This window comes from Atopobium sp. (genome assembly GCF_034113385.1).
Taxonomy (GTDB): domain Bacteria; phylum Actinomycetota; class Coriobacteriia; order Coriobacteriales; family Atopobiaceae; genus Atopobium.
Genome location: NZ_JAXEXL010000002.1, coordinates 62811 through 81964 on the forward strand (window position 1 = coordinate 62811; position 19154 = coordinate 81964).

17 protein-coding genes are annotated in these 19154 nt (G+C 48.5%); 13 read left to right on the top strand and 4 right to left on the bottom strand.

Annotated features, from left to right (window positions below; translation table 11 throughout):
• The first annotated feature begins 148 nt into the window (after positions 1 to 148).
• Entirely contained in the window at positions 149 to 1558 is a 1410-nt protein-coding gene (nhaA, locus tag SPD80_RS00520) for a Na+/H+ antiporter NhaA (protein ID WP_320827948.1), read from the top strand.
• Positions 1559 to 1582: 24 nt separating this feature from the next.
• Here the strand turns inward: nhaA and SPD80_RS00525 are convergent, their stop codons facing one another.
• Positions 1583 to 1828, bottom strand: coding sequence for a hypothetical protein (locus tag SPD80_RS00525; protein WP_320606043.1), 246 nt, complete (start codon positions 1826 to 1828; stop codon positions 1583 to 1585).
• Between the two features lie 116 nt (positions 1829 to 1944).
• On the opposite strand from SPD80_RS00525, the gene SPD80_RS00530 reads away from it, so the two are divergent.
• From SPD80_RS00530 to ricT, 9 genes are all read left to right on the top strand, one after another.
• Entirely contained in the window at positions 1945 to 3234 is a 1290-nt protein-coding gene (locus tag SPD80_RS00530) for an aminotransferase class I/II-fold pyridoxal phosphate-dependent enzyme (RefSeq protein ID WP_320827950.1), read from the top strand.
• A 90-nt stretch (positions 3235 to 3324) separates the two neighbouring features.
• Positions 3325 to 4086 (top strand): hypothetical protein, encoded by a 762-nt coding sequence (locus SPD80_RS00535; RefSeq protein WP_320827952.1) that lies wholly within the window; start codon positions 3325 to 3327, stop codon positions 4084 to 4086.
• A 21-nt stretch (positions 4087 to 4107) separates the two neighbouring features.
• Positions 4108 to 4422: an STAS domain-containing protein gene (locus tag SPD80_RS00540; RefSeq protein ID WP_320827954.1), complete on the top strand. Its 315-nt coding sequence runs from the start codon at positions 4108 to 4110 to the stop codon at positions 4420 to 4422.
• Between the two features lie 10 nt (positions 4423 to 4432).
• Entirely contained in the window at positions 4433 to 4984 is a 552-nt protein-coding gene (locus SPD80_RS00545; RefSeq protein WP_320606039.1) for a twin-arginine translocase TatA/TatE family subunit, read from the top strand.
• Positions 4985 to 5010: 26 nt separating this feature from the next.
• Positions 5011 to 5787, top strand: a complete 777-nt coding sequence (gene tatC / locus SPD80_RS00550; RefSeq protein WP_320606038.1) for a twin-arginine translocase subunit TatC — start codon at positions 5011 to 5013, stop codon at positions 5785 to 5787.
• 91 nt (positions 5788 to 5878) lie between these two features.
• Entirely contained in the window at positions 5879 to 8458 is a 2580-nt protein-coding gene (locus SPD80_RS00555; protein ID WP_320827955.1) for a DNA topoisomerase I, read from the top strand.
• On the top strand, positions 8458 to 9087 hold the full coding sequence (tmk, locus tag SPD80_RS00560; RefSeq protein ID WP_320827957.1) for a dTMP kinase: 630 nt from the start codon (positions 8458 to 8460) through the stop codon (positions 9085 to 9087). The genes SPD80_RS00555 and tmk overlap by 1 nt, the downstream gene beginning before the upstream one ends.
• 1 nt (position 9088) lies before the next feature.
• The gene (locus SPD80_RS00565; RefSeq protein ID WP_320827958.1) at positions 9089 to 10246 is read left to right on the top strand and encodes a DNA polymerase III subunit; all 1158 of its coding nucleotides are present in this window, start codon (positions 9089 to 9091) and stop codon (positions 10244 to 10246) included.
• Positions 10246 to 11715, top strand: a complete 1470-nt coding sequence (gene ricT / locus SPD80_RS00570) for a regulatory iron-sulfur-containing complex subunit RicT (protein WP_320827960.1) — start codon at positions 10246 to 10248, stop codon at positions 11713 to 11715. Before SPD80_RS00565 ends, ricT begins: the two co-directional genes overlap by 1 nt.
• Positions 11716 to 11744: 29 nt before the next feature.
• Here ricT and dtd read toward each other — a convergent pair whose 3' ends face one another.
• The 3 genes from dtd to SPD80_RS00585 all read right to left on the bottom strand — a co-directional run bounded on the left by dtd (position 11745) and on the right by SPD80_RS00585 (position 14337).
• A complete protein-coding gene (gene dtd / locus SPD80_RS00575) occupies positions 11745 to 12197 on the bottom strand; it encodes a D-aminoacyl-tRNA deacylase (protein WP_320827962.1) in 453 nt (150 codons plus the stop codon).
• Positions 12198 to 12234: 37 nt separating this feature from the next.
• Positions 12235 to 12705, bottom strand: coding sequence for a pyridoxamine 5'-phosphate oxidase family protein (locus tag SPD80_RS00580; protein ID WP_320606032.1), 471 nt, complete (start codon positions 12703 to 12705; stop codon positions 12235 to 12237).
• Positions 12706 to 12807: 102 nt separating this feature from the next.
• Positions 12808 to 14337, bottom strand: a complete 1530-nt coding sequence (locus SPD80_RS00585; protein WP_320827963.1) for a carboxypeptidase M32 — start codon at positions 14335 to 14337, stop codon at positions 12808 to 12810.
• Positions 14338 to 14412: 75 nt separating this feature from the next.
• On the opposite strand from SPD80_RS00585, the gene SPD80_RS00590 reads away from it, so the two are divergent.
• The 3 genes from SPD80_RS00590 (at position 14413) to pheT (ending at position 19101) form a co-directional block, all read left to right on the top strand.
• Entirely contained in the window at positions 14413 to 15228 is an 816-nt protein-coding gene (locus tag SPD80_RS00590) for an HAD family hydrolase (RefSeq protein WP_320827965.1), read from the top strand.
• Positions 15229 to 15555: 327 nt separating this feature from the next.
• Entirely contained in the window at positions 15556 to 16623 is a 1068-nt protein-coding gene (gene pheS, locus SPD80_RS00595; RefSeq protein WP_320606029.1) for a phenylalanine--tRNA ligase subunit alpha, read from the top strand.
• Positions 16624 to 16641: 18 nt separating this feature from the next.
• Entirely contained in the window at positions 16642 to 19101 is a 2460-nt protein-coding gene (gene pheT, locus SPD80_RS00600; protein ID WP_320827967.1) for a phenylalanine--tRNA ligase subunit beta, read from the top strand.
• Positions 19102 to 19154 lie beyond the last annotated feature (53 nt).

The window sequence follows — 19154 nt, forward strand, 5'->3', positions numbered from 1 at the left end:
ACTAATAAGAGCGTAAATCTTACATAAAGTATAGGCTATCCATTCTTGTGAAGTATTTCTACTTCAGACAAACGGTGTTGTGCAGTCAGTCATGTGAGCGGGTATATTTTTTATAAACCTTTTTACCTACAACCCTAAAGGAGTATGTATGGCCAATCGTTCTGGCAATCCCACTAAGCATGAAATGCCAAAGCGTTCGACCATTATTAGAGAGCCTGCTGTGGTAAGGCGCCTTGCTCGCAGTTCTCAAATAAGTAAGTTTGCGTCGGATGGTACCATCGCAGCAGCGGTTATGGTGTTTGCTGCATTGCTTGCGGTTATGGTGGCCAATTCAGCTTTGTTTGAGCCACTTCACCATATTTTTATGACACAAATCGGCGTCAAATTTGGTCATTTTGTTTTAACCATGTCCATTGAAGCCTTTGTGAATGATTTCCTCATGGCTATCTTTTTCTTGCTCGTGGGCATTGAGCTTAAATATGAGGTAACCGTTGGTGAGCTTCGTCGTCCTCGCCAGGCAGCGCTTCCTATGTTGGCCGCTGTTGGTGGCGTAGCAATTCCTGCACTTATCTTTATTGCCTTTAATTGGGGAGGTCAGCAGCATGGCTGGGCTATTCCCATTGCTACAGATATTGCTTTTGCGCTTGGTGTTATGTCACTTTTGGGCGATAAGATTGCTGCAGAGACCAAAGTGTTTTTTCAGACGCTTGCCATTGCAGATGACATTTTGGCCATTGTGGTCATAGCTCTGTTCTATGGTCACAGTCCCTCTATCTTTTGGATGGCTGCTTCGGGCGTAGCCATTCTTATTCTATGGGGCCTCAACCGAGCACGTATTTACACCGTTAAGCCCTACATTATTGTTGGCTTGCTGCTCTGGGCGTGTATGTATAAGTCCGGTATCCATGCTACGTTGGCTGGTGTCATTCTGGCATTCTTTTTGCCTGCAAAATCTGACATTCGTTTGAGCGCATTGCGCGATTGGCTTAATGGTCAGGCTCGCAAATTAGATGATGTTTACGATGACGAGTCCCATGTTTTGGGCCAGCATAGCTTTACTAAAAATGCCGAGAAGGTCGAGCATGTTTTGCATCATGTCACGCCACCACTGGTTCGTGTGGAGCGAGAGATTTCAGTACCAGTAAACTTTATTATTTTGCCGCTGTTTGCTTTTGTAAACGCTCAGATTCGTCTTGTTGGGGCAGATTTTGGTGCCATTGTTGCAGACCCCGTTGCTTTAGGTGCGTTCTTTGGCGCTGTATTGGGTAAGCCTTTGGGCATCATTGGGGTTACATGGGTGCTTGTTACGCTGGGATTCTCAAAGTTGCCCAAGCATGTAAGTTGGGATCAGGTGATTGCTGTGGGCATTATGGGCGGTATGGGCTTTACTATGTCCATCCTTATTGCGGGCATGGCTTTCCGCAGCGCAGATGAGGTATTGGCAGCAAAGTGCGCCATTTTGCTAGGCAGTGTTATTGCGGGCGTTGTGGGCATCTTGTTTGTGCGCGTGCATGACGCTATAGCGCACAGAGCGCTTGCAAAAACAACTGAGGATTAACTAAGGATTAGTTGCTTGCGTTAGCTAGCTTACCGTCCCATATACATAGCCCCAACCATGAGCAGTAATAATGGAGTTGAGCTGGTCACACAAACGTGCGCGACGATAGTTGCCCGTAGGCACCAGCTCAACAACCTCCATAAGGTCGCTCGAGAGGTCGTTCATTTCGGCACGAACAACTAGGTCTACATGGGAAACGACTTCATCAGTTGCATACAGTTCATCAACTAAACGCTGCAGTTCACCATAGTCTTGTGCTTGCGTGTTCATGCGACTCCTTACATCACTCATATGAATATAGGCATAGTACCCAATACAGTCCGACAATTGTGGGATAGTAAGAAGGTACATCATGGATGCACATCACATTGGCGTTTGGAGCAATCGTGTCAAATTATTATCAGTCACTTACGGACAGCCAACTTGACCTCGAGCTTGCTGTGCTTGAGCAACAGATTTCTGAGTTTCGTAGCAAAAATTTGACCTTAGACATGGCGCGCGGCAAGCCTCATTCTGATCAGGTGGATTTGTCTCGTCCCCTGTTGGATATGTTGTCTTCTTCCGCAGATTTTATCGATAAGGGCGTGGATGCTGCAAATTATGGGTGTCCCGAGGGCTTGCCTTCAGCACGGCAGTTAGCAGCAGAGCTTTTAGGCGTTGCTCCCAATAGGGTATTGGTGGGAGATTCTGCCAGCTTAAGCATTATGTATGACGTTATAGACAACGCATTTACGCGTGGCATTGGTGGCTGTGAACCCTGGTATAAGCAGGGTAAGGTTACGTTTTTGTGCCCGAGTCCTGGCTATGATCGTCACTTTGCTTTAACAGCATCTTTTGGCATTCAAAATGTGCCTATAGAGCTTGGCGAAGACGGACCTAACATGGATGAGGTGTGCCGTCTGGTAGAGACGGATGCATCTGTTAAAGGTATTTGGTGTGTACCAAAATATGCCAATCCAACAGGCATTACCTACTCTGATGAAGTAGTTCGGCGGTTTGCATCACTCAAGCCTGCAGCACCAGACTTTAGGGTGTATTGGGACAACGCCTATTGCGTGCATGATTTAGTGGAACCACACGACGAGCTTCTTAACATTTTTGATGCCTTGGAAGAAGCGGGCACTACCAATCTTGTATATGAGTTTGCGTCCACGTCAAAGATTACCATCCCCGGTGCGGGCATGTCTTGGGTTGCTGCCTCAGATGACGATATTGCAGAGCTTGCAGCTGCGTTTTCCTTCCATCGCGTCTGTCCTAATAAGATGGTTCAGTTGGCACATGTACGCTTTTTACAAGATGCTCAACATGTAACTGAGCATATGAAAAAACATGCAGCGCTTGCGAGGCCACGGTTTGAATTGGTATGTTCCAAGTTAGAAGCAGGGTTAGGTACATTAGGGATTGCAAGCTGGACTCGTCCTCAGGGCGGATACTTCATTAGTTTTGATGGTCCTGTGGGTTCAGCTCAGGCCATTGTTTCACTTGCAGCAGAGCTGGGCGTCAAGATGACAAGCGCTGGGGCTACGTGGCCCTATGGTAAGGATCCGCGCGATACCAACATTCGTATTGCTCCCACGTTTCCATCTATGGAGGAATTGAGTCAAGCGCTTGATGTTTTTATCGTCTGTGTTAAATACAGTGCTGCTCGTTTGGAAAAACAAAGCCGTCAAGCGTAGCCTATAAAGACTTCTGTAAAATAAAAAACTGTCACTTTATATAGAGTGCTCTGAAGGTATATTACATTTTGATTCCACGAAGGGTTGGTTATGGCAAAGAAGAAGCAAAAAACGGCGCGTGAGCGGTTTACCGTTATTGTCGTTGCTATCCTTGCAGTTCTGATGGTGTTGTCCATTTTGCTGCCCTCATTGTCGTCCATCTTCATGGCAAGTGCGCAAAAAAATACGGCATCATCTGCGCAGGCTTCGGCAGGAGCAAGCGGTGCCTCTGGTGCTGCTAAGTCTTTGTCTGATGTGGACAACAAATACGGCAAGCTGGTAGAAACCTACAAAGCTACCCTCACATCCGATGCTAATAATCTGGCTGCTCTTCTTAACTTAGGAAACAGCTATATGGCTTGGGCAGGGGCGGCTACTTCCTTTGCTACAGATGATGCAGGCAAGACGAAGGTAACAGATTTGTACAAGCAGGCCATGGATGCTTACGACAAGTACTTGGCGCTTAATGATTCCGCGGACGTTCGTGTCCGTCGTACCATGGCTCAGTATTATTCTGGGGATACGGATGGTGCGCTTGCAGCTATGGAGTCCTACACTGCAGGTGCTGGTAAAGAGTACGGTCCCGCCTGGGCATATCTAGGCTTGATGTATCAGACTGCTGGTACTACAGATAAGGCAAAGGCAGCCTATACTTCTGCAATTTCTATTGATGCAAACAACACATATGGCGCAAAAGCTTTTGCACAAAACCAGCTTGCTAGTTTAGAAAACGCCTCTGCTAACAAGCAAACTACTAACTCAAATACTACGAATCAAAGCTTGCAGAGCCTTTTAGGAAGCTCGTCTCAGTAAGCAAGTTTGGAAGGACACACTATGGACCTCTTGGTTACAACACAAACCACAACGTCTGGCTCTCTTATCAAAGTAACAGGCGAGGTAGATGTATCTTGTGCAGATACACTTCGGAGCGCTCTTGCTGCCGCATTGGAAGATGGAGCTACTCAGATTACCGTTGATCTTTCTGAGGTAAGCTATATCGACTCTACTGGTATTGGTGTATTGGTTGGAGCTGCACATAAGGCTGCTGAGCAAAATGGCATGCTGTCAGTTACTCACCCTCAAAAAAATGTTGCGCGCGTACTTGCTTTGCTTGGCGTAGACTCTGAGCTTAACGTAGTACTGGACTAGGAGGAGTCGCGTGTTTGGTATTGGAGAGACAGAGCTTGTACTCATCTTGCTCTTTGGCTTCTTGCTGTTTGGACCAGATAAGTTACCTGGTATGGGCAGGACCATCGGGCGTGCCTTACGTCAATTTAGGACTGCACAAGATGGCGTAACCAAAGTTGTCCAGTCTGAAATTATTGATCCTATTAGCAAGAGTGCTGATGCAGATATGAGTTCTTCCATTGAGGATGAACTTGACGCAGATATTGATGCAGGCAAAAAGGAAACCTTTGCTCAAAAGAAAGCTCGTCTTGCTACAGAGGCTGCTGCCCAGAAGTCATCGGAGCATACTGCTGAGGTAACAACAGCTCATGCTGCTGCGGACGCTGCGCCTACCGATGGTGGGCAATCTGGAGAGGAAGCTGTTTCCAATAGTGAGCCGCAGCCTGAGTCTCCAGCAGCATCTGAATCAGAGATTTCTACCAGTGCCGCGTCTTTGTACGGTCTTACTACCACTGCAACACCTGCCGTAGTTGCCACAAAGAAGGATGCAAGCGATTCTGTAAAGGAGGAGGGGGACAAGTAGGCATCAGCCTTGACCCCGCATTAAGTATGCCTATCGGACCAGCTCGCATGCCGCTGCTTGACCATCTGGGAGAGCTTCGTCGTCGCCTTACTATCATTGTTGTTTCAGTTATTATTGCAACGCTTGTGGTGTATGAAGCAACACCTACCATTGTTGATGTGCTTATCGATTCTGTACGTGAGTATATTCCTGGTGGGCAACTTGCTGTACTTACTGCTTTAGGTGGTTTTACCGTTCGTTTTAAAGTTGCTCTATATACGGGTATTGTTGTGTGTACGCCTATTATCATCTGGGAGATTCTGGCATTTTTCTTGCCAGCACTTAAACCAAATGAGCGCAGGTGGGTTGTTCCTACCGTATTAGCAATGGTTGTATTGTTCTATCTTGGTATGGTTTTTTGCTACTTCATAGCCCTTCCTGCTGCTTTTGGTTGGTTGTATGAGCAGTCAAGCGCTCTTGCGCGTGTCATTCCTCAGGCTGAGGATTACATCAATGTTATTACTCTGATGGAAACTGGCTTTGGTATTGCTTTTGAACTGCCACTGGTAGTGTTTTACCTTACGGCGCTCCATGCGGTTCCTTATGCAACCATGCGTGGTGGTTGGCGCTACGTATACGTTGGCCTCATGATTTTATCGGCTGTTGTAACACCAGATGCCTCACCCGTTACTATGGTATTGATGTTTGCAGCCCTCATTTCTTTGTATGAGATTTCTTTGGCAGTGGCACGTCAAGTCATTATTATTCGTGATGGTAAACAAGCGCTTAGATGGACGCGCGAGGATTACGCTCATCGCGACTAGTGTTTACGAGTGCTCATCTTGCGGTTATGCTCATACCATAGCTTGTGATGAGCGAGTATAGAGTTGCTAATTACTTTAAAGGAGCATGCGAGTGAAGCTTGTAGTTGCAGAGAAAAACGATGCAGCCCAGCAAATCGCACGCCTGTTGTGTGATACGGGTAAGCCCAAGTCTGACAAGGTGTATAACACGCCGGTATACCGCTTTGAGCACGAAGGTGACGAGTGGGTAACCATTGGCTTGCGCGGTCATATTCTGGAGCCAAACTTTCCGCCAGAGATGCACTATCGTAAACGTGGCGGCTGGTTTGGTGTGACGGAAGAGGGGGAGATGCTCCCCTGTGAGGTTCCTCAGTCCCTTCCCACACCTCCTTTTGAGTCCAAGCGTCGTCCGTATCTAGCAGATGGCATCTCTATTAAGTCATGGAATATTGCTTCATTGCCGTATTTAGTGTGGGCTCCTGTAGAAAAGCTTCCTGCCGAGAAGGAAATCATTCGTGCACTTAAAAATCTTGCCAAGAAAGCAGATTTTGTCATCATTGGCACAGACTTTGATCGTGAGGGAGAGCTTATTGGTTCGGATGCCCTTACTCAAATTCGTGAAGTTGCACCTCATGTTCCAGTAAGTCGTGCACGCTATTCTGCCTTTACCAAGCGTGAGATAGACCATGCGTTTAGTAATCTGGTAGAGCTTGATCAAGATCTTGCAGACGCAGGTGATTCTCGTCGTTACATAGATCTTATTTGGGGTGCCGTTTTAACGCGTTATCTTACCGTTGCTAAGCGCAGCGGGTTTGGTAATACACGTTCCGCCGGTCGCGTGCAAACACCAACGCTGGCACTGGTTGTAGAGCGTGAACGTGAGCGTATGTCGTTCATTCCAGAAGATTATTGGGTGATTAACGGTATTGCCACGTCTGGCGATGATGAGTTTAAGATTGCTCATGCCAACAATCGCTTTACTAATGGTGATGACGCTCAGGCAGCATTTACTGCTTGTAATGGCGTAACACCTGGTACGGTGGTTGAGGTTATCAAGCGCGAACGTAAGTCTAATCCGCCTGCTCCCTTTAACACAACGTCTTTGCAAGCCGCAGCTGCAGCAGAAGGTATTTCTCCTGCACGTACCATGCGCTTAGCAGAGTCTTTATACATGGACGGTCTTATCAGCTATCCACGCGTAGATAATACCGTCTATCCGTCTTCGCTTGATTTGCGTGGTGTGGTTTTGGCACTTAAAAGCGTGCCAGCGTATGCGGATGCTTGTGACAGTATTTTGTCTGCTCCAAAGCTTCATCCAACGCGCGGCAAACAAGAAACTACTGACCATCCGCCCATTTATCCGACGGCTGCTGCAAATCCAGATGATTTACAGCCAGCAGAATGGAAGTTATACAACCTGATTGCCCGCCGCTTCTTGGCAACACTTATGGAACCTGCCGTTATTGAGGGTACCAAGTTCAAAATCACCATTGCAAATGAGCTGTTCCAGGCTTCTGGTGATGTGCTTAAGGTTGCTGGCTATCGTGGCGTATATCCCTTTGGCCTCAAAAAAGACGAGCAACTCCCTGCGCTCGAGAAGGGCGATGAGGTGAGCATTAAAAAGGTTGAGCTTGCTCAAAAGCAAACTGAGCCACCTGCACGTTATAGTCAGGGCAAACTCATTCAAGAGATGGAGCGCTTGGGTCTGGGCACTAAGTCTACACGCGCCTCTATGATTGAACGTCTGTATGCAGTTAAGTATCTTAAAAATGACCCGGTAGAGCCCAGCCAACTTGGTATAGCTATCATTGATGCGTTGCAAACATACGCGCCTCACATTACGTCTCCTCAGATGACAAGCCAGCTTGAGCAGGATATGACCAAGGTTGCTGAGGGTGGTGACACTCAAAGTAGCGTGGTGAGCCATTCGCGCGCACTTCTCGCAGAAATGATGGAAGGCCTAATTGAGCATACTGAAGATTTGGGAGCGTCTATTTCGGATGCCGTAATGGCAGATGCTCGTGTGGGAACATGTCCTCAGTGCGGTAAGGACTTAGTGCTTAAGTCTTCTGCAAAGACGCGTGGTAGCTTTATTGGGTGTATGGGCTGGCCTGACTGTGATGTAACATTCCCTGTTCCTTCCAATGTGCGTATTGACGCTTTGGAAGGGTCCGCAGCTGTTTGCCCTGAGTGCGGAGCTCCGCGTATTAAGTGTCGCCCCTTTAGAGGTAAGGCATTTGAGGTGTGCGTAAATCCTGCATGCCCTACTAATCAAGAGCCTGACGTTGTGGTGGGCACCTGCCATGTGTGTGCCGAGCAGGGTCGTACAGGAGAGCTTATTGCTCACAAGTCCGAGAAGACCGGCAAACGTTTTATTCGTTGTACCAACTATGAAGACTGTGGAACGAGCTATCCATTGCCTGCTCGTGGTGAGCTACATGCTACTTCAGACCGTTGCCCTGATTGTGGCGCTCCCATGGTAGAGGTGCAAACAGCTCGTGGCCCTTGGAAGTTATGCCCCAATCCTGAGTGTCCTTCTAAAGAGAAGAGCGCGCGTCGTAGTGTAAAACCTGTATCTAAGAAGACAGCTCCTAAAAAAACAACTACCAAGAAGACCGCTTCTAAAAAGACAAAAGCTCAGAAGACAGCCGCCAAAAAGGTGTCTGCAACTACGGTAAAGAAGTCCTCATAATGGCAGGCGTATTTATTACCTTTGAAGGCATTGATGGCTGCGGTAAAACAACGCAAGTTCAGCGTGTGTATGACACGCTTCTGTCTGCTGGTATGGATGTGATTCGTCTTAGAGAACCTGGTGGTACCAGGATTTCTGAGGCCATTCGTGCGGTGTTATTAGATAAAGATAATGCTGAGATGTGCGATGAGTGTGAACTACTTCTGTATGAAGCATCCCGCGCTCAAATGGTTAAACAGGTAGTTGAACCAGCGCTCGCTGCTGGCACAATCGTGTTATGTGATCGGTTTTATGACTCTACCTTTGCGTATCAGGCGGGAGGACGCGGCATTAATGCTCAGCGTGTACAGGCAGCAAATAAGCTCGGCAGCTGTGGCGTTGATCCTACAAGAACGCTCATTTTAGATATAGATCCTCGTGAGGGTTTTGCACGTGCTACAAAAGGTGGTGCAGACCGTCTAGAGGCAGAAGGCCTCATGTTTCAAACGGCTGTTCGTAAGGGTTATTTAACAGTTGCTCAAGAAAATCCCCAGCGCGCACAATTGGTTAATGCATCCGGTAGTCCAGATGAGGTTTACCAGCGGATTTGCGATGCCTTGAGTGATCTTATTCCACAGCTAGGTGCTTAACGTGACGCAAAACACACAACATATTCAGGAGATTCCTGCGCTTAATCAGATTGTGGCTCAACCGCGAGTTAAGCGTTTTTTGACGTCTGCTCTTTTGGGCGGGCATATTTCTCATGCGTATTTATTTGTGGGAACTCCTGGTGCAGGTAAAACACTTGCAGCGCAAGCATTGGCTCAAAGTTTGGTATGCCCCAAAGGGGGCGATGCACGTTGTGATGATTGCATCCGAGTGGCTCATCATACACATCCAGATGTGCATTGGTATACCCCAGCAGGCGTTTCTGATTATCTAGCAGGACAAGTTCGTGAACTGATAGATGATGTACAACTTACACCAGTGCGCGCAAAAACAAAGGTATACATCATTCAACGTGCCGATATGCTGCGTGGTACAAGTGCAAATGCTCTTCTCAAGACCATTGAAGAGCCTCCAGCAGGCGTTGTGTTTATTCTTATTGCACGTACGCTCGATAACGTGCTGCCTACTATTGTTTCTCGCTGTCAGGTGGTGCCTTTTAGCGTGCTTTCTCCACAAACAAAAGTTCGTGCGGTAGAGCTGGCAACAGGAGTGGGAGATTATCGCGCACAGATTGCACTTGCTGTTACTGGTACGCCTCAGCAGGCAGAGCAGTATGTGTTATCTGCTGCGCGCCAAGAAATTCGTGCACAGGTCATACGTGCTTTTAGTGAATTAGCCCATGCTGACTCGTGGGATATTGTGCAGTCAGCACGGCGAATTGCTTATGCCATTACACCGTCTAAAAAGAGTAAAAAGAAGGTAGAAGAGGCTGAACTGAGTGAGGAAGAGCAAAAAGAAGCAGCTATTGTGGAACAGTATCTTTCTAAAAAAGCTCAGAATGAACTGGAAGCTATAAAAAAGCGTGAAGCAACCTCACGAGACCGTTCAGGTATGATAGAGGCTCTAGCTGCGGCAAAGTCTCTTTTGCGTGACGTGCTTATGTACTGCGAGCATGTGGACGTAGCACCTGTTAATGCGGACCATATTGATGCCATTCAACGCATGGGTGCAGCCACCACTACTGCAGGAGTAATCCGCGCGCTCGAGGCCGTTGATGTAGCAATTGCTGACGTCAATCACAATGTAACACCTCAGTTGGCTTTGGAAGTCATGCTGTTATCTGCCAAGGAGGCACTGTAATGCCCACCGTTTTGCCGGTGAAGTTTCCCTATATTGTCCATGAACTGTGGTTTGACCCAGGTACAACAGGTGCTTGCGTTGGCGATCACGTCATTGTAACCACTGAGCGCGGCACCGAAATTGGTCTTGCTTTACGCAATCCCTTTAACGTTCCTGAAGAAGAGCTTGGCGAGACAATCGGCGAAGCTGAACTTAGTTCTGTTGTTCGTATTGCCACAGAAGAAGATTTAGCTCGTGCGGATGAACTGGCTGGTAAAGGTGAAGAGGCTCTGCCTGTGTTTCACCGTTTGGCTAAGGCGTCCGGCTTGGAAATTAAGCCTGTTGGTGTGGAATACCTCTTTGATGGGCAAAAGGCAGTGTGTTATTTTGCTGCTGAAGAGCGCGTAGACTTCCGCCAGCTTGTGCGTGACTTGTCGCATGAGTTGCATGAGCGTATTGATATGCGCCAAATTGGTGTGCGTGAAGAAGCTGCTATTGTTGGTGGCTATGCGCACTGTGGTCAGGAACTGTGCTGTCGTAGGTTTGGTCGCGAGTTTGAACCTGTGTCCATTCGTATGGCAAAGGAGCAGGATCTTCCCCTTAACTCCAGTAAAATATCTGGTGCATGTGGCAGGCTTATGTGCTGCTTGCGCTATGAGTTTGAGGCATATCGTGATTTTAAGTCCCGCGCACCTAAGCGCAACGCTGTTATTGATACTCCTTTGGGTAAGGCAAAAATCATTGAGTACAACACGCCTAAAGAGGAGTTGTGCTTGCGCTTAGAAAGCGGCAAGCAAATTCGCGTGCCTTTGGCAGAGATGGATGCTTCTAAAGCTGCGTGCGAGAAATCTCAGGAGCTTGGTTGTGCGTGTCGTCCCGATACGGTTTTGCGCTCCACCTTGGACAAACTCAGCTCACCTGAAATTCAAATGGCACTTGCTGAGCTTGATCGCAAAAACGGCTTGCTTCCAGAAGAAGAAACAGACGAGCAGGATATTTTTGTAGAGCACGTAAAGCAGTCACCTCGTGAGCGTCACAATGCACAGAGTCCCACTGGTTCTTCTACAAAGACTCGTCGTGAGCGCCGTAAAACTACGGTACCCGAGCAACAGGGTGCCACTAAGGCCACTCAGAACAAGATGCCTAACAAGCGCCGCCATCATCGAGTTGTTCTGCCTGCTCAAGCTGCGGATGTTACAGCTACAGCAGCAAAGACTGTAGCGCATCCGGCCTCTAAGCCAGCACATACTCATAAGGTACGTCGTGTCCGTCGTCCTGGCGATAAAGGCGGCTCTGTTGGAGCGCCATGGTCTGAGCGTGCAGAGAACACCAATCGTCCTGGACGTTCTTCTCGCTCACAACGGGCAGCTAAACAGGTACGTAAGCCTGAAGGTGCCCCACAAGCCTCTGGGGCAGAGAATGCTGCTGCTCCTAAGGCGCGCCGTAGGCGTAAGCGTCCTTCTGGTGAAGGCTCCAAGTCGAGCGAGTAACAAAAACTAGCCACAAAACAAAGACCTGATTACAGGCCTAGTTCTGTGCTGTCGAGCCAGATGGTAACGGGGCCATCGTTTACCAATTCAACCTGCATATCTGCGCCAAATATGCCACGGCCAACGTGGGCTATGTCTTGCGCTGCACATTCGCAGAACTTCTCGTAGAGCTCATTGCCGAGCTGAGGTCCAGCAGCTTCTACAAAAGAAGGACGTTTGCCACGACGGGCGTTTGCATAGAGGGTAAACTGGCTCACTACCAGGACCTCTCCGTTAATATCGGCAAGCGAAAGGTTCATTTTGCCAACAGCATCATTAAAGACGCGAAGGCCATATATCTTGTTCCACATGGCTTGGGCAGTTTGTTGCGTGTCTTGAGGGCCAACGCCCAACAGGATAAGGAAACCTTGTTTGCATGAGCCAACAAGGTTGTTAGTAACACGAACGGATGCGTGAGTTACACGTTGCAAACATGCTCGCATGATGGTTCCTTACTTTATCGTACCGTGAGCGTGAGCACTAGTCATCATGGTTTTGCTTGGCAGACCAGCGTGTTGGTGTAATTTTTACGAATTGAACGGCGCGAATATAGCTATCAATAACCTCGTCCAACCTTTGCATTTCCCATTCAGGGGCAATCTTGCGACTCATCCATGCAAGACGCTCGCGCAAGGTTGGTTCGTCAGTTATAAATTCAGCAGTGCCAAATACCATAGCGCTTTCATACCAGGTGGTGTATTTCTCTTCAGGAATCTCTACGTTTTTGACGGCTACATAGCAGACGTTGGGGTTAATGGCCAATGCCTTGGCACGTGTGCCACCGCGGCGACAGTGGAACCATAAACTGTGGTCGTCATCATCTAACACGGCATTAACAGGAGTGGCATACGGTGTTCCATCAGGCAAAATAAGAGACAATGTGCCCCACTTACACTCAGGAAGAATGCGCCATGCATCATCGTCGGGAAGTCTCCTTTTGGGTACAGACATGGGGTCTCCTTTGGTAAAACTTTGCTGATATGAGTGTGCTATCTGACATGTGCTCGCCAGTTCGTACGAACTGGCGAGCGCGGTAACAGCTACAACAAAGACTTATGCAAGTTTGTAAATCTTGCTGAATTTTTCTTCCAGGTATGTGGTGTAGAAGCTGGGATCAAAGTCTGCACCAACGGCACCATTGATGAGGTCAACAGGGTCTTTGCCACGACCATAGGTCCAAATGCGGCTGCCCAGCCAAGTGCCTATAGGAGCAAGGTTGCCAGAGGCAATAATAGAGTTAAGGTCCATGCCCTCTTCAATCATCTTTGCAGCAAACTGAGAGCCATAAGCGCTGCCTAAGGCATACGTGGGGAAGTAGCCAATAGATCCGTCAGACCAGTGCATATCCTGTAAAGCACCTACGGTATGGTTGGGAACATCAACGCCAAGGTAGTCCTTGTACTTTTGGGCCCACAAGCCAGGAATATCTGCTGCCTTTGCCTCGCCATTAAACAGCATTTGCTCCAGCTCATAGCGAATCAAAATATGCAAAGGATAGGTAAGCTCATCTGCTTCGGTACGAATGAGAGACGGCTCGGCGCGGTTCTCGGCTGCATAGAGCTCCTCGGCTGTAACGTCTGCCATTTGTTCGGGGAAATATTTTTTAAGCAAGTCAAGTAGGACGGGCGCAAAAGCTTCGCTGCGGCCAACTAGATTCTCGTAGAAACGAGACTGCGCCTCATGGATGCCCATAGAGGTGCCACCCTTAAGACAGGTATAGTCATAAGCAGGGTTAACGCCTTGCTCATACAGGGCATGCCCACCCTCATGTAACATTGAGAAAATATTGGATAGGACGTCATGTTCATATACGTGTGAAGCAACAAAGACATGGCGCGATGTTAATGAATCTGTGAAGGGATGCTCGGTATGGGCACATACCAACGCATCCATATCCAAGCCTTCAATCTTGCAAAGCTCAATGCCCAAATCCCACTGTTTTTGAGTGTCAAAGCTGCCTTCTATGCAGGCTCGACTTGGTTGGTATCCCTGTTTTACGATGTCATTTACGAGAGGAACAACGGTTGCTTTAACGGCATCAAAGAAGCGGTTGTAAAACTCGCAAGACGTGCCAGGCTCAAACTCATCAAGCCATACCTCATAGGGGTTGCGAGAAGCGTCCTTAAACTCAGCGATTTGACGCATGTAACTTACAATCTGGTCTAAATAGGGAGCAAAGCTCTCCCAATCACCCGCAGGCTTAGCCTTATGCCAAGCGTCGCCAGATTCTACACGCAGGCGGGTGTAATCACTTGCAAGCTGGGCAGGAATATCTGCTTCTCTGGAACGGTCACGCGCCAACACACGCACCTCGGCAGAGCGGAACTCATCAAGCTCACCGTTTTTCTCGGCAGCTACCAAGCGTTCAAGGAGCTCTCCCGTTGCCTGAGAGCACAACAGTTCATGGTTTTCTTCGTCTAAAATTGCAAGTGCTTCACCGCGACCAGCAGCGCCCTTGACAGGGTCTGTTGTAGCTCCGCTAAAATAAATGCCACTTGCTGCATAATTGTGTGCAAACAAGTGCTTCTCTATGTGATCAAGCTCGGCAAGATCGGCTGTGAGGTGCTCGGTATTAGTTGCCATAGCGCTCCTTTTGCTCGGGAATTGTTATATAAACGTAAGTGTAACGTTTCGTAAACTTTATGGATGGGAGAGCCTGTGATTAAGCTCATTTTGTCGGACATTGATGGAACAATTTTGCCATATGGACATAAACGTGTGTCAGATACTATGTTGGACGCCATTCATGAGGCATTGGATGCGGGCGTACGCTTTGGTCCGTGTACTGGTCGTGGCGTAGAGTGGTTGCCACCCTTGTTTTGCGATGATGCTGCTGCCTATGCCACAGCCATTGGTACAAACGGGCAGAGCGTTTATCTTGATGGGCAAGCCATTGTAGAAACTCGTTTTACTCCAGAGCTGCTGCGTCCGCTCATAGACGAGCTTTCCGATATTCCTGGTACAGGTGTTGCAGTGTTTATGGATGGTGCACCTCATATTTTGTGTGGTGATCCATCTTCCTTATTGGCATCGTATGCGGAATATGCAAAAACGGCAATTATCGAGAAAACCATTCCAGATACAAACAAGATGACCAAGTGCAACGTGTTTCTCGATGGCGATATGAGCGCTACTGTTGAGCTGTGTGATCGTTTGAATGAGCGTGTCGCTGGCTTAGATTTTGATGTTCCCAGTCCTTCATTTCTTAATGTAATGCTTGAGGGGCGCAATAAGGCATCGGGCATAGATGCGCTTGCTGCTCATTTGGGCATTACCTTAGATGAGGTAGCGGTATTTGGTGACGGTGGCAATGATGTGCCCATGTTGGCGCACGTGCCCAATTCCGTTGCGGTAGCGGATGCCATGCCCGAAGCAATAGCTGCTGCACGCTGGCATACGGGCAGCGTAAATGATGATGCAGTTGCAGATGATATTCGTGCGATAGCTCGTGGTGAGTGGCCCTTTGTCCACTAGTTTGTGCTAAGGTAAACCAAGGCTATGACGGAGAGGGTATATTCTCGCGGTATCTGTGGACAGAGAGGGCATCCAGCGGTGGTTGCTGGTTGAGAGATGCCTACGCGGGTAGAGAAGTGCGTTCACTCTATCAGCTGTGACCTTAACGGAAGTGCCGTGCTTCTACGCCGGGCTTCTTAGTAGGGAAACCGTACTCCTTACGAAACAAGGATACATAAGTGGGTCTGTGCGAGAGAAAACGCACAGGTCAATCAAGGTGGTACCGCGGTAACTTCCCGTCCTTGAGCATCATGCTCAGGGGCGGTTTTTATTGGAAGGGGAAGGTAAATGTCGCTCGTTGACGACCTCAAACTCATTGCCGAGCAGGCAAATGAGCAGCTTGCTGCTGCAAAAACATTAGAAGAGCTCGAGAAGGTCCGTGTGGCAACCATGGGCAAAAAGGGTTCGCTGGCAGGTGTTTTGCGCTCTATGGGGAGCGTGGATCCAGCAGAACGTCCCATTATTGGTAAAAGAGCCAATGAAGTGCGGGCACAGTTTGAGGCTTCACTTGAGTCCTTTAAGAAGGAATTGCAGGCAGCGGCATTAGAAGCTCGTATTGCAGCTGATGCGGTAGACGTGACTCTTCCAGGAACTCCGCTTCGTGTTGGTACGCAACATCTCATTTCTCAGATTGTAGAAGAGATTGAGCAGATTTTTGTGGGCTTAGGCTATACCGTGCAGGATGGTCCGTATGTAGAGACCACCTATTACAACTTTACTGCTCTTAATGCGCCTGAAGATCATCCTTCTCGCTCTGCTCGCGATACCTTTTATGTGCTTGATCGTGCAGATCACGGTGAGCACACCCATGTTCGAGGTGAGTCGGATATTTTGCTGCGCACGCAAACTTCTGGCGTGCAAATCCATACTATGGAAGAGCAAAAGCCGCCTATTTATATGATTTGCCCTGGTACGGTATTTCGTCCTGATACTGCAGATGCCAACCACTTGCCTCAGTTTACTCAGATTGAAGGCTTGGTGGTAGATGAGGGCATTACCTTTGGTGATTTGAAGGGAACCTTGGATTACTTCTGCCAAGAGATGTTTGGTAAGGACCGCGCAACCCGCTATCGTCCCCACTTTTTCCCGTTTACGGAGCCTTCTTGTGAGGTGGATGTTTCTTGCAATATCTGTCATGGCAAGGGGTGCCGTTTTTGCAAGAACACGGGGTGGCTTGAGATTTTGGGCTGCGGTATGGTTGACCCCAATGTTTTTGGCTATGTAGGCATTGACCCCGAGAAGTACTCTGGTTTTGCCTTTGGTATTGGTGCTGAGCGCGTAGCTGCACTTCGTTATGACCTCCCTGATTTGCGCATGCTGGTAACTGGTGACATGCGTTTCCTTCGTCAGTTCTAAGAGAAAGGCATATCATCAATGCGCATTTCATATGAGTGGCTCAAATCTATGGTTGAGCTTCCAGAGAACCCCGATGACCTTTGCCGTGAATTTGTTCGCACTGGCACTGAAGTAGAGTCTGTCGAGAAAACCGGCGCACACTTAGATCATGTAGTAACTGGGCAGGTTGTGTCTAAGGTTGCTCACCCTAATTCTGACCATATGTGGCTTACGCAAATCAACGTGGGCACACTTCATGTGAATGAAGATGGTCAACCTGCTCCTTTGCAGATTGTTTGCGGTGCCCAAAACTTTAATGAGGGTGACCACATTATTGTTGCCATGATTGGAGCCGAGCTTCCTGGTGGCATAACCATTAAAAAATCTAAACTTCGTGGCGTAGATTCCTATGGCATGAATTGCTCCTTGCGTGAGCTTGGTTTGGCAGCACAATCTGATGGCATTGCCATCTTGCCTGCTGACGCGCCAATAGGCGTGCCCATTGCTCAATATATGGGACTGTCTGACGTTATTATCGATGCAGAAATGACGCCCAATCGCCCCGATTGTTTATCTATGCACGGAGTTGCTGTTGAAGTAGGCGCTCTTTACAACAAGGATGTTTACTTTGATGACCCTGTTATAACTGCAGAGACGGGCGTACCATCCTCTGAGCTTGTCTCGGTAGACATAGCAGATTCCGAGTTGTGTTCTCGCTACGTGGCACGTGTTGTGCGTAACGTTACCATTGGACCCAGCCCCGAGTGGCTTGCTCGTCGTGTTGTGGCGGCGGGGGGTCGTACCATCAATAATGTGGTGGATATAACCAACTATGTTATGTATCTTACGGGACAACCTCTTCATGCTTTTGACCTTGGCAAGCTTACCCAACAAGCAGATGGCAAACGCCATATTGTTGTGCGCGCTGCTCATGAGGGAGAGAAGCTCATTACCTTAGATGAGCAAGAGCGCATCCTTACACCCGATATGGCTGTTATTACAGACAATGGTCAGACTCCTATTGCGCTTGCAGGTGTTATGGGTGGCTTGGACTCTGAGGTGGGCGAGAATACCGTTGATGTGCTGTTGGAAAGTGCTGTTTTTAACGCTGGACACATTTCTCGTACAAGTCGCAATCTTGATCTTATGAGCGAGGCATCTATTCGCTATGAGCGTAAGGTTGACCCTACTGCTTGCGTTGCTGCTGCCAATATTGCTGCCGCTTTGTTTGAGCAATGCTGTGGTGCCGAGGTTTGTCCTGGGCATGTAGATTGTTTGATAAAAACGTTTGAGCCTGTAACTATTTGCCTGCGTCCTGATCGTGTTCGTGCCTTGTGTGGCGCTTCTATTACCAATGAAGAAATGGAAACCTTCCTTACTCGTTTGGGTTGCTCGGTAGATTCCAGTTCTGAGCACTGGAACGTAATTGCACCTTCTAACCGTCCTGACCTTACGCGTGAGGCAGATTTGGTGGAAGAGGTGCTCCGCTTGTGGGGTATGGACCGTGTGACGCCCACGCTTCCTGCAGCGCGCAATCATCACGGTGGCCTTACTAAGGACCAGGTGCGTATACGTCAGATAGGTGCTACGCTGCGCGCGTGCGGTCTTAATGAGACGAGCAATTACTGTTTTGCAGACCATCGTGATCTTGATCTTCTTACCATGCCAGAAGCAGGCAGAGGTTTGCCCGTTGTGCTTCTTAATCCTTTGGTGGCAGACCAGTCAGAGATGCGTCGTTCTATGCTTCCTGGCCTGTTGCGTTCGGTTGCGTATAATTTGGACCACGGTGTTGCAAACATTGCTTTGTATGAGATGGGTCGTTGCTTCTTTGGCAGTGCGGATACAAGCCAACCAACGGAGTCTTCCTTTGTAGCGGCTGTGCTTTGTGGCGAGAATAGGCTGCCTAGCTGGAATGCTAAACCCAAAGCTTACGATTTCTTTGATGCAAAAGGCATTGTGGAGCAACTGTTGCATGCCTTGCGTATACAGAAAGTTCGTTTTGTTCCTGCGGATCCTGAGGTGTACCCTTGGTTGCAACCTGGACGCAGCGCTCAGATTTTTGCTGGTAAAGATTTGTTGGGTTGGATTGGCAATGTGCATCCCAGCTCTCTTGCCAACTTTGCTATTGATGCAGATGTAGTTGCCTTTGAACTTGCTCAAGACGCATTGTTGTCTTTGGCCGTACGTGAACTTCCCTATCAGGAAGTGCCTACACTACCTGGTGTAAGCGTGGATATTGCGCTCTTGGTACCTGAGGAGGTTACGGCACAGACCCTTATGCAACGTGTAACGTCTGCAGGTGGCAAGCTTCTCGCAGAAGCGCGTTTGTTTGATGTATACCGCGATCCTGTGCTTATTGCTGCGGGCAAGAAGTCCATGACCGTTTCTTTGGTGTATCGTGCTTCGGATCATACGCTGAGTTCCAAAGAGGTAGAAGCCGCTCATTCCAAGCTTATTGAGAAACTGAGGCGAAGCTTGGGCGCTGAATTGCGCGGTTAACGTGCCAAGCTGGAACGTACATATTGCTCACGTTGAGCGGCTCTTTCAGACAA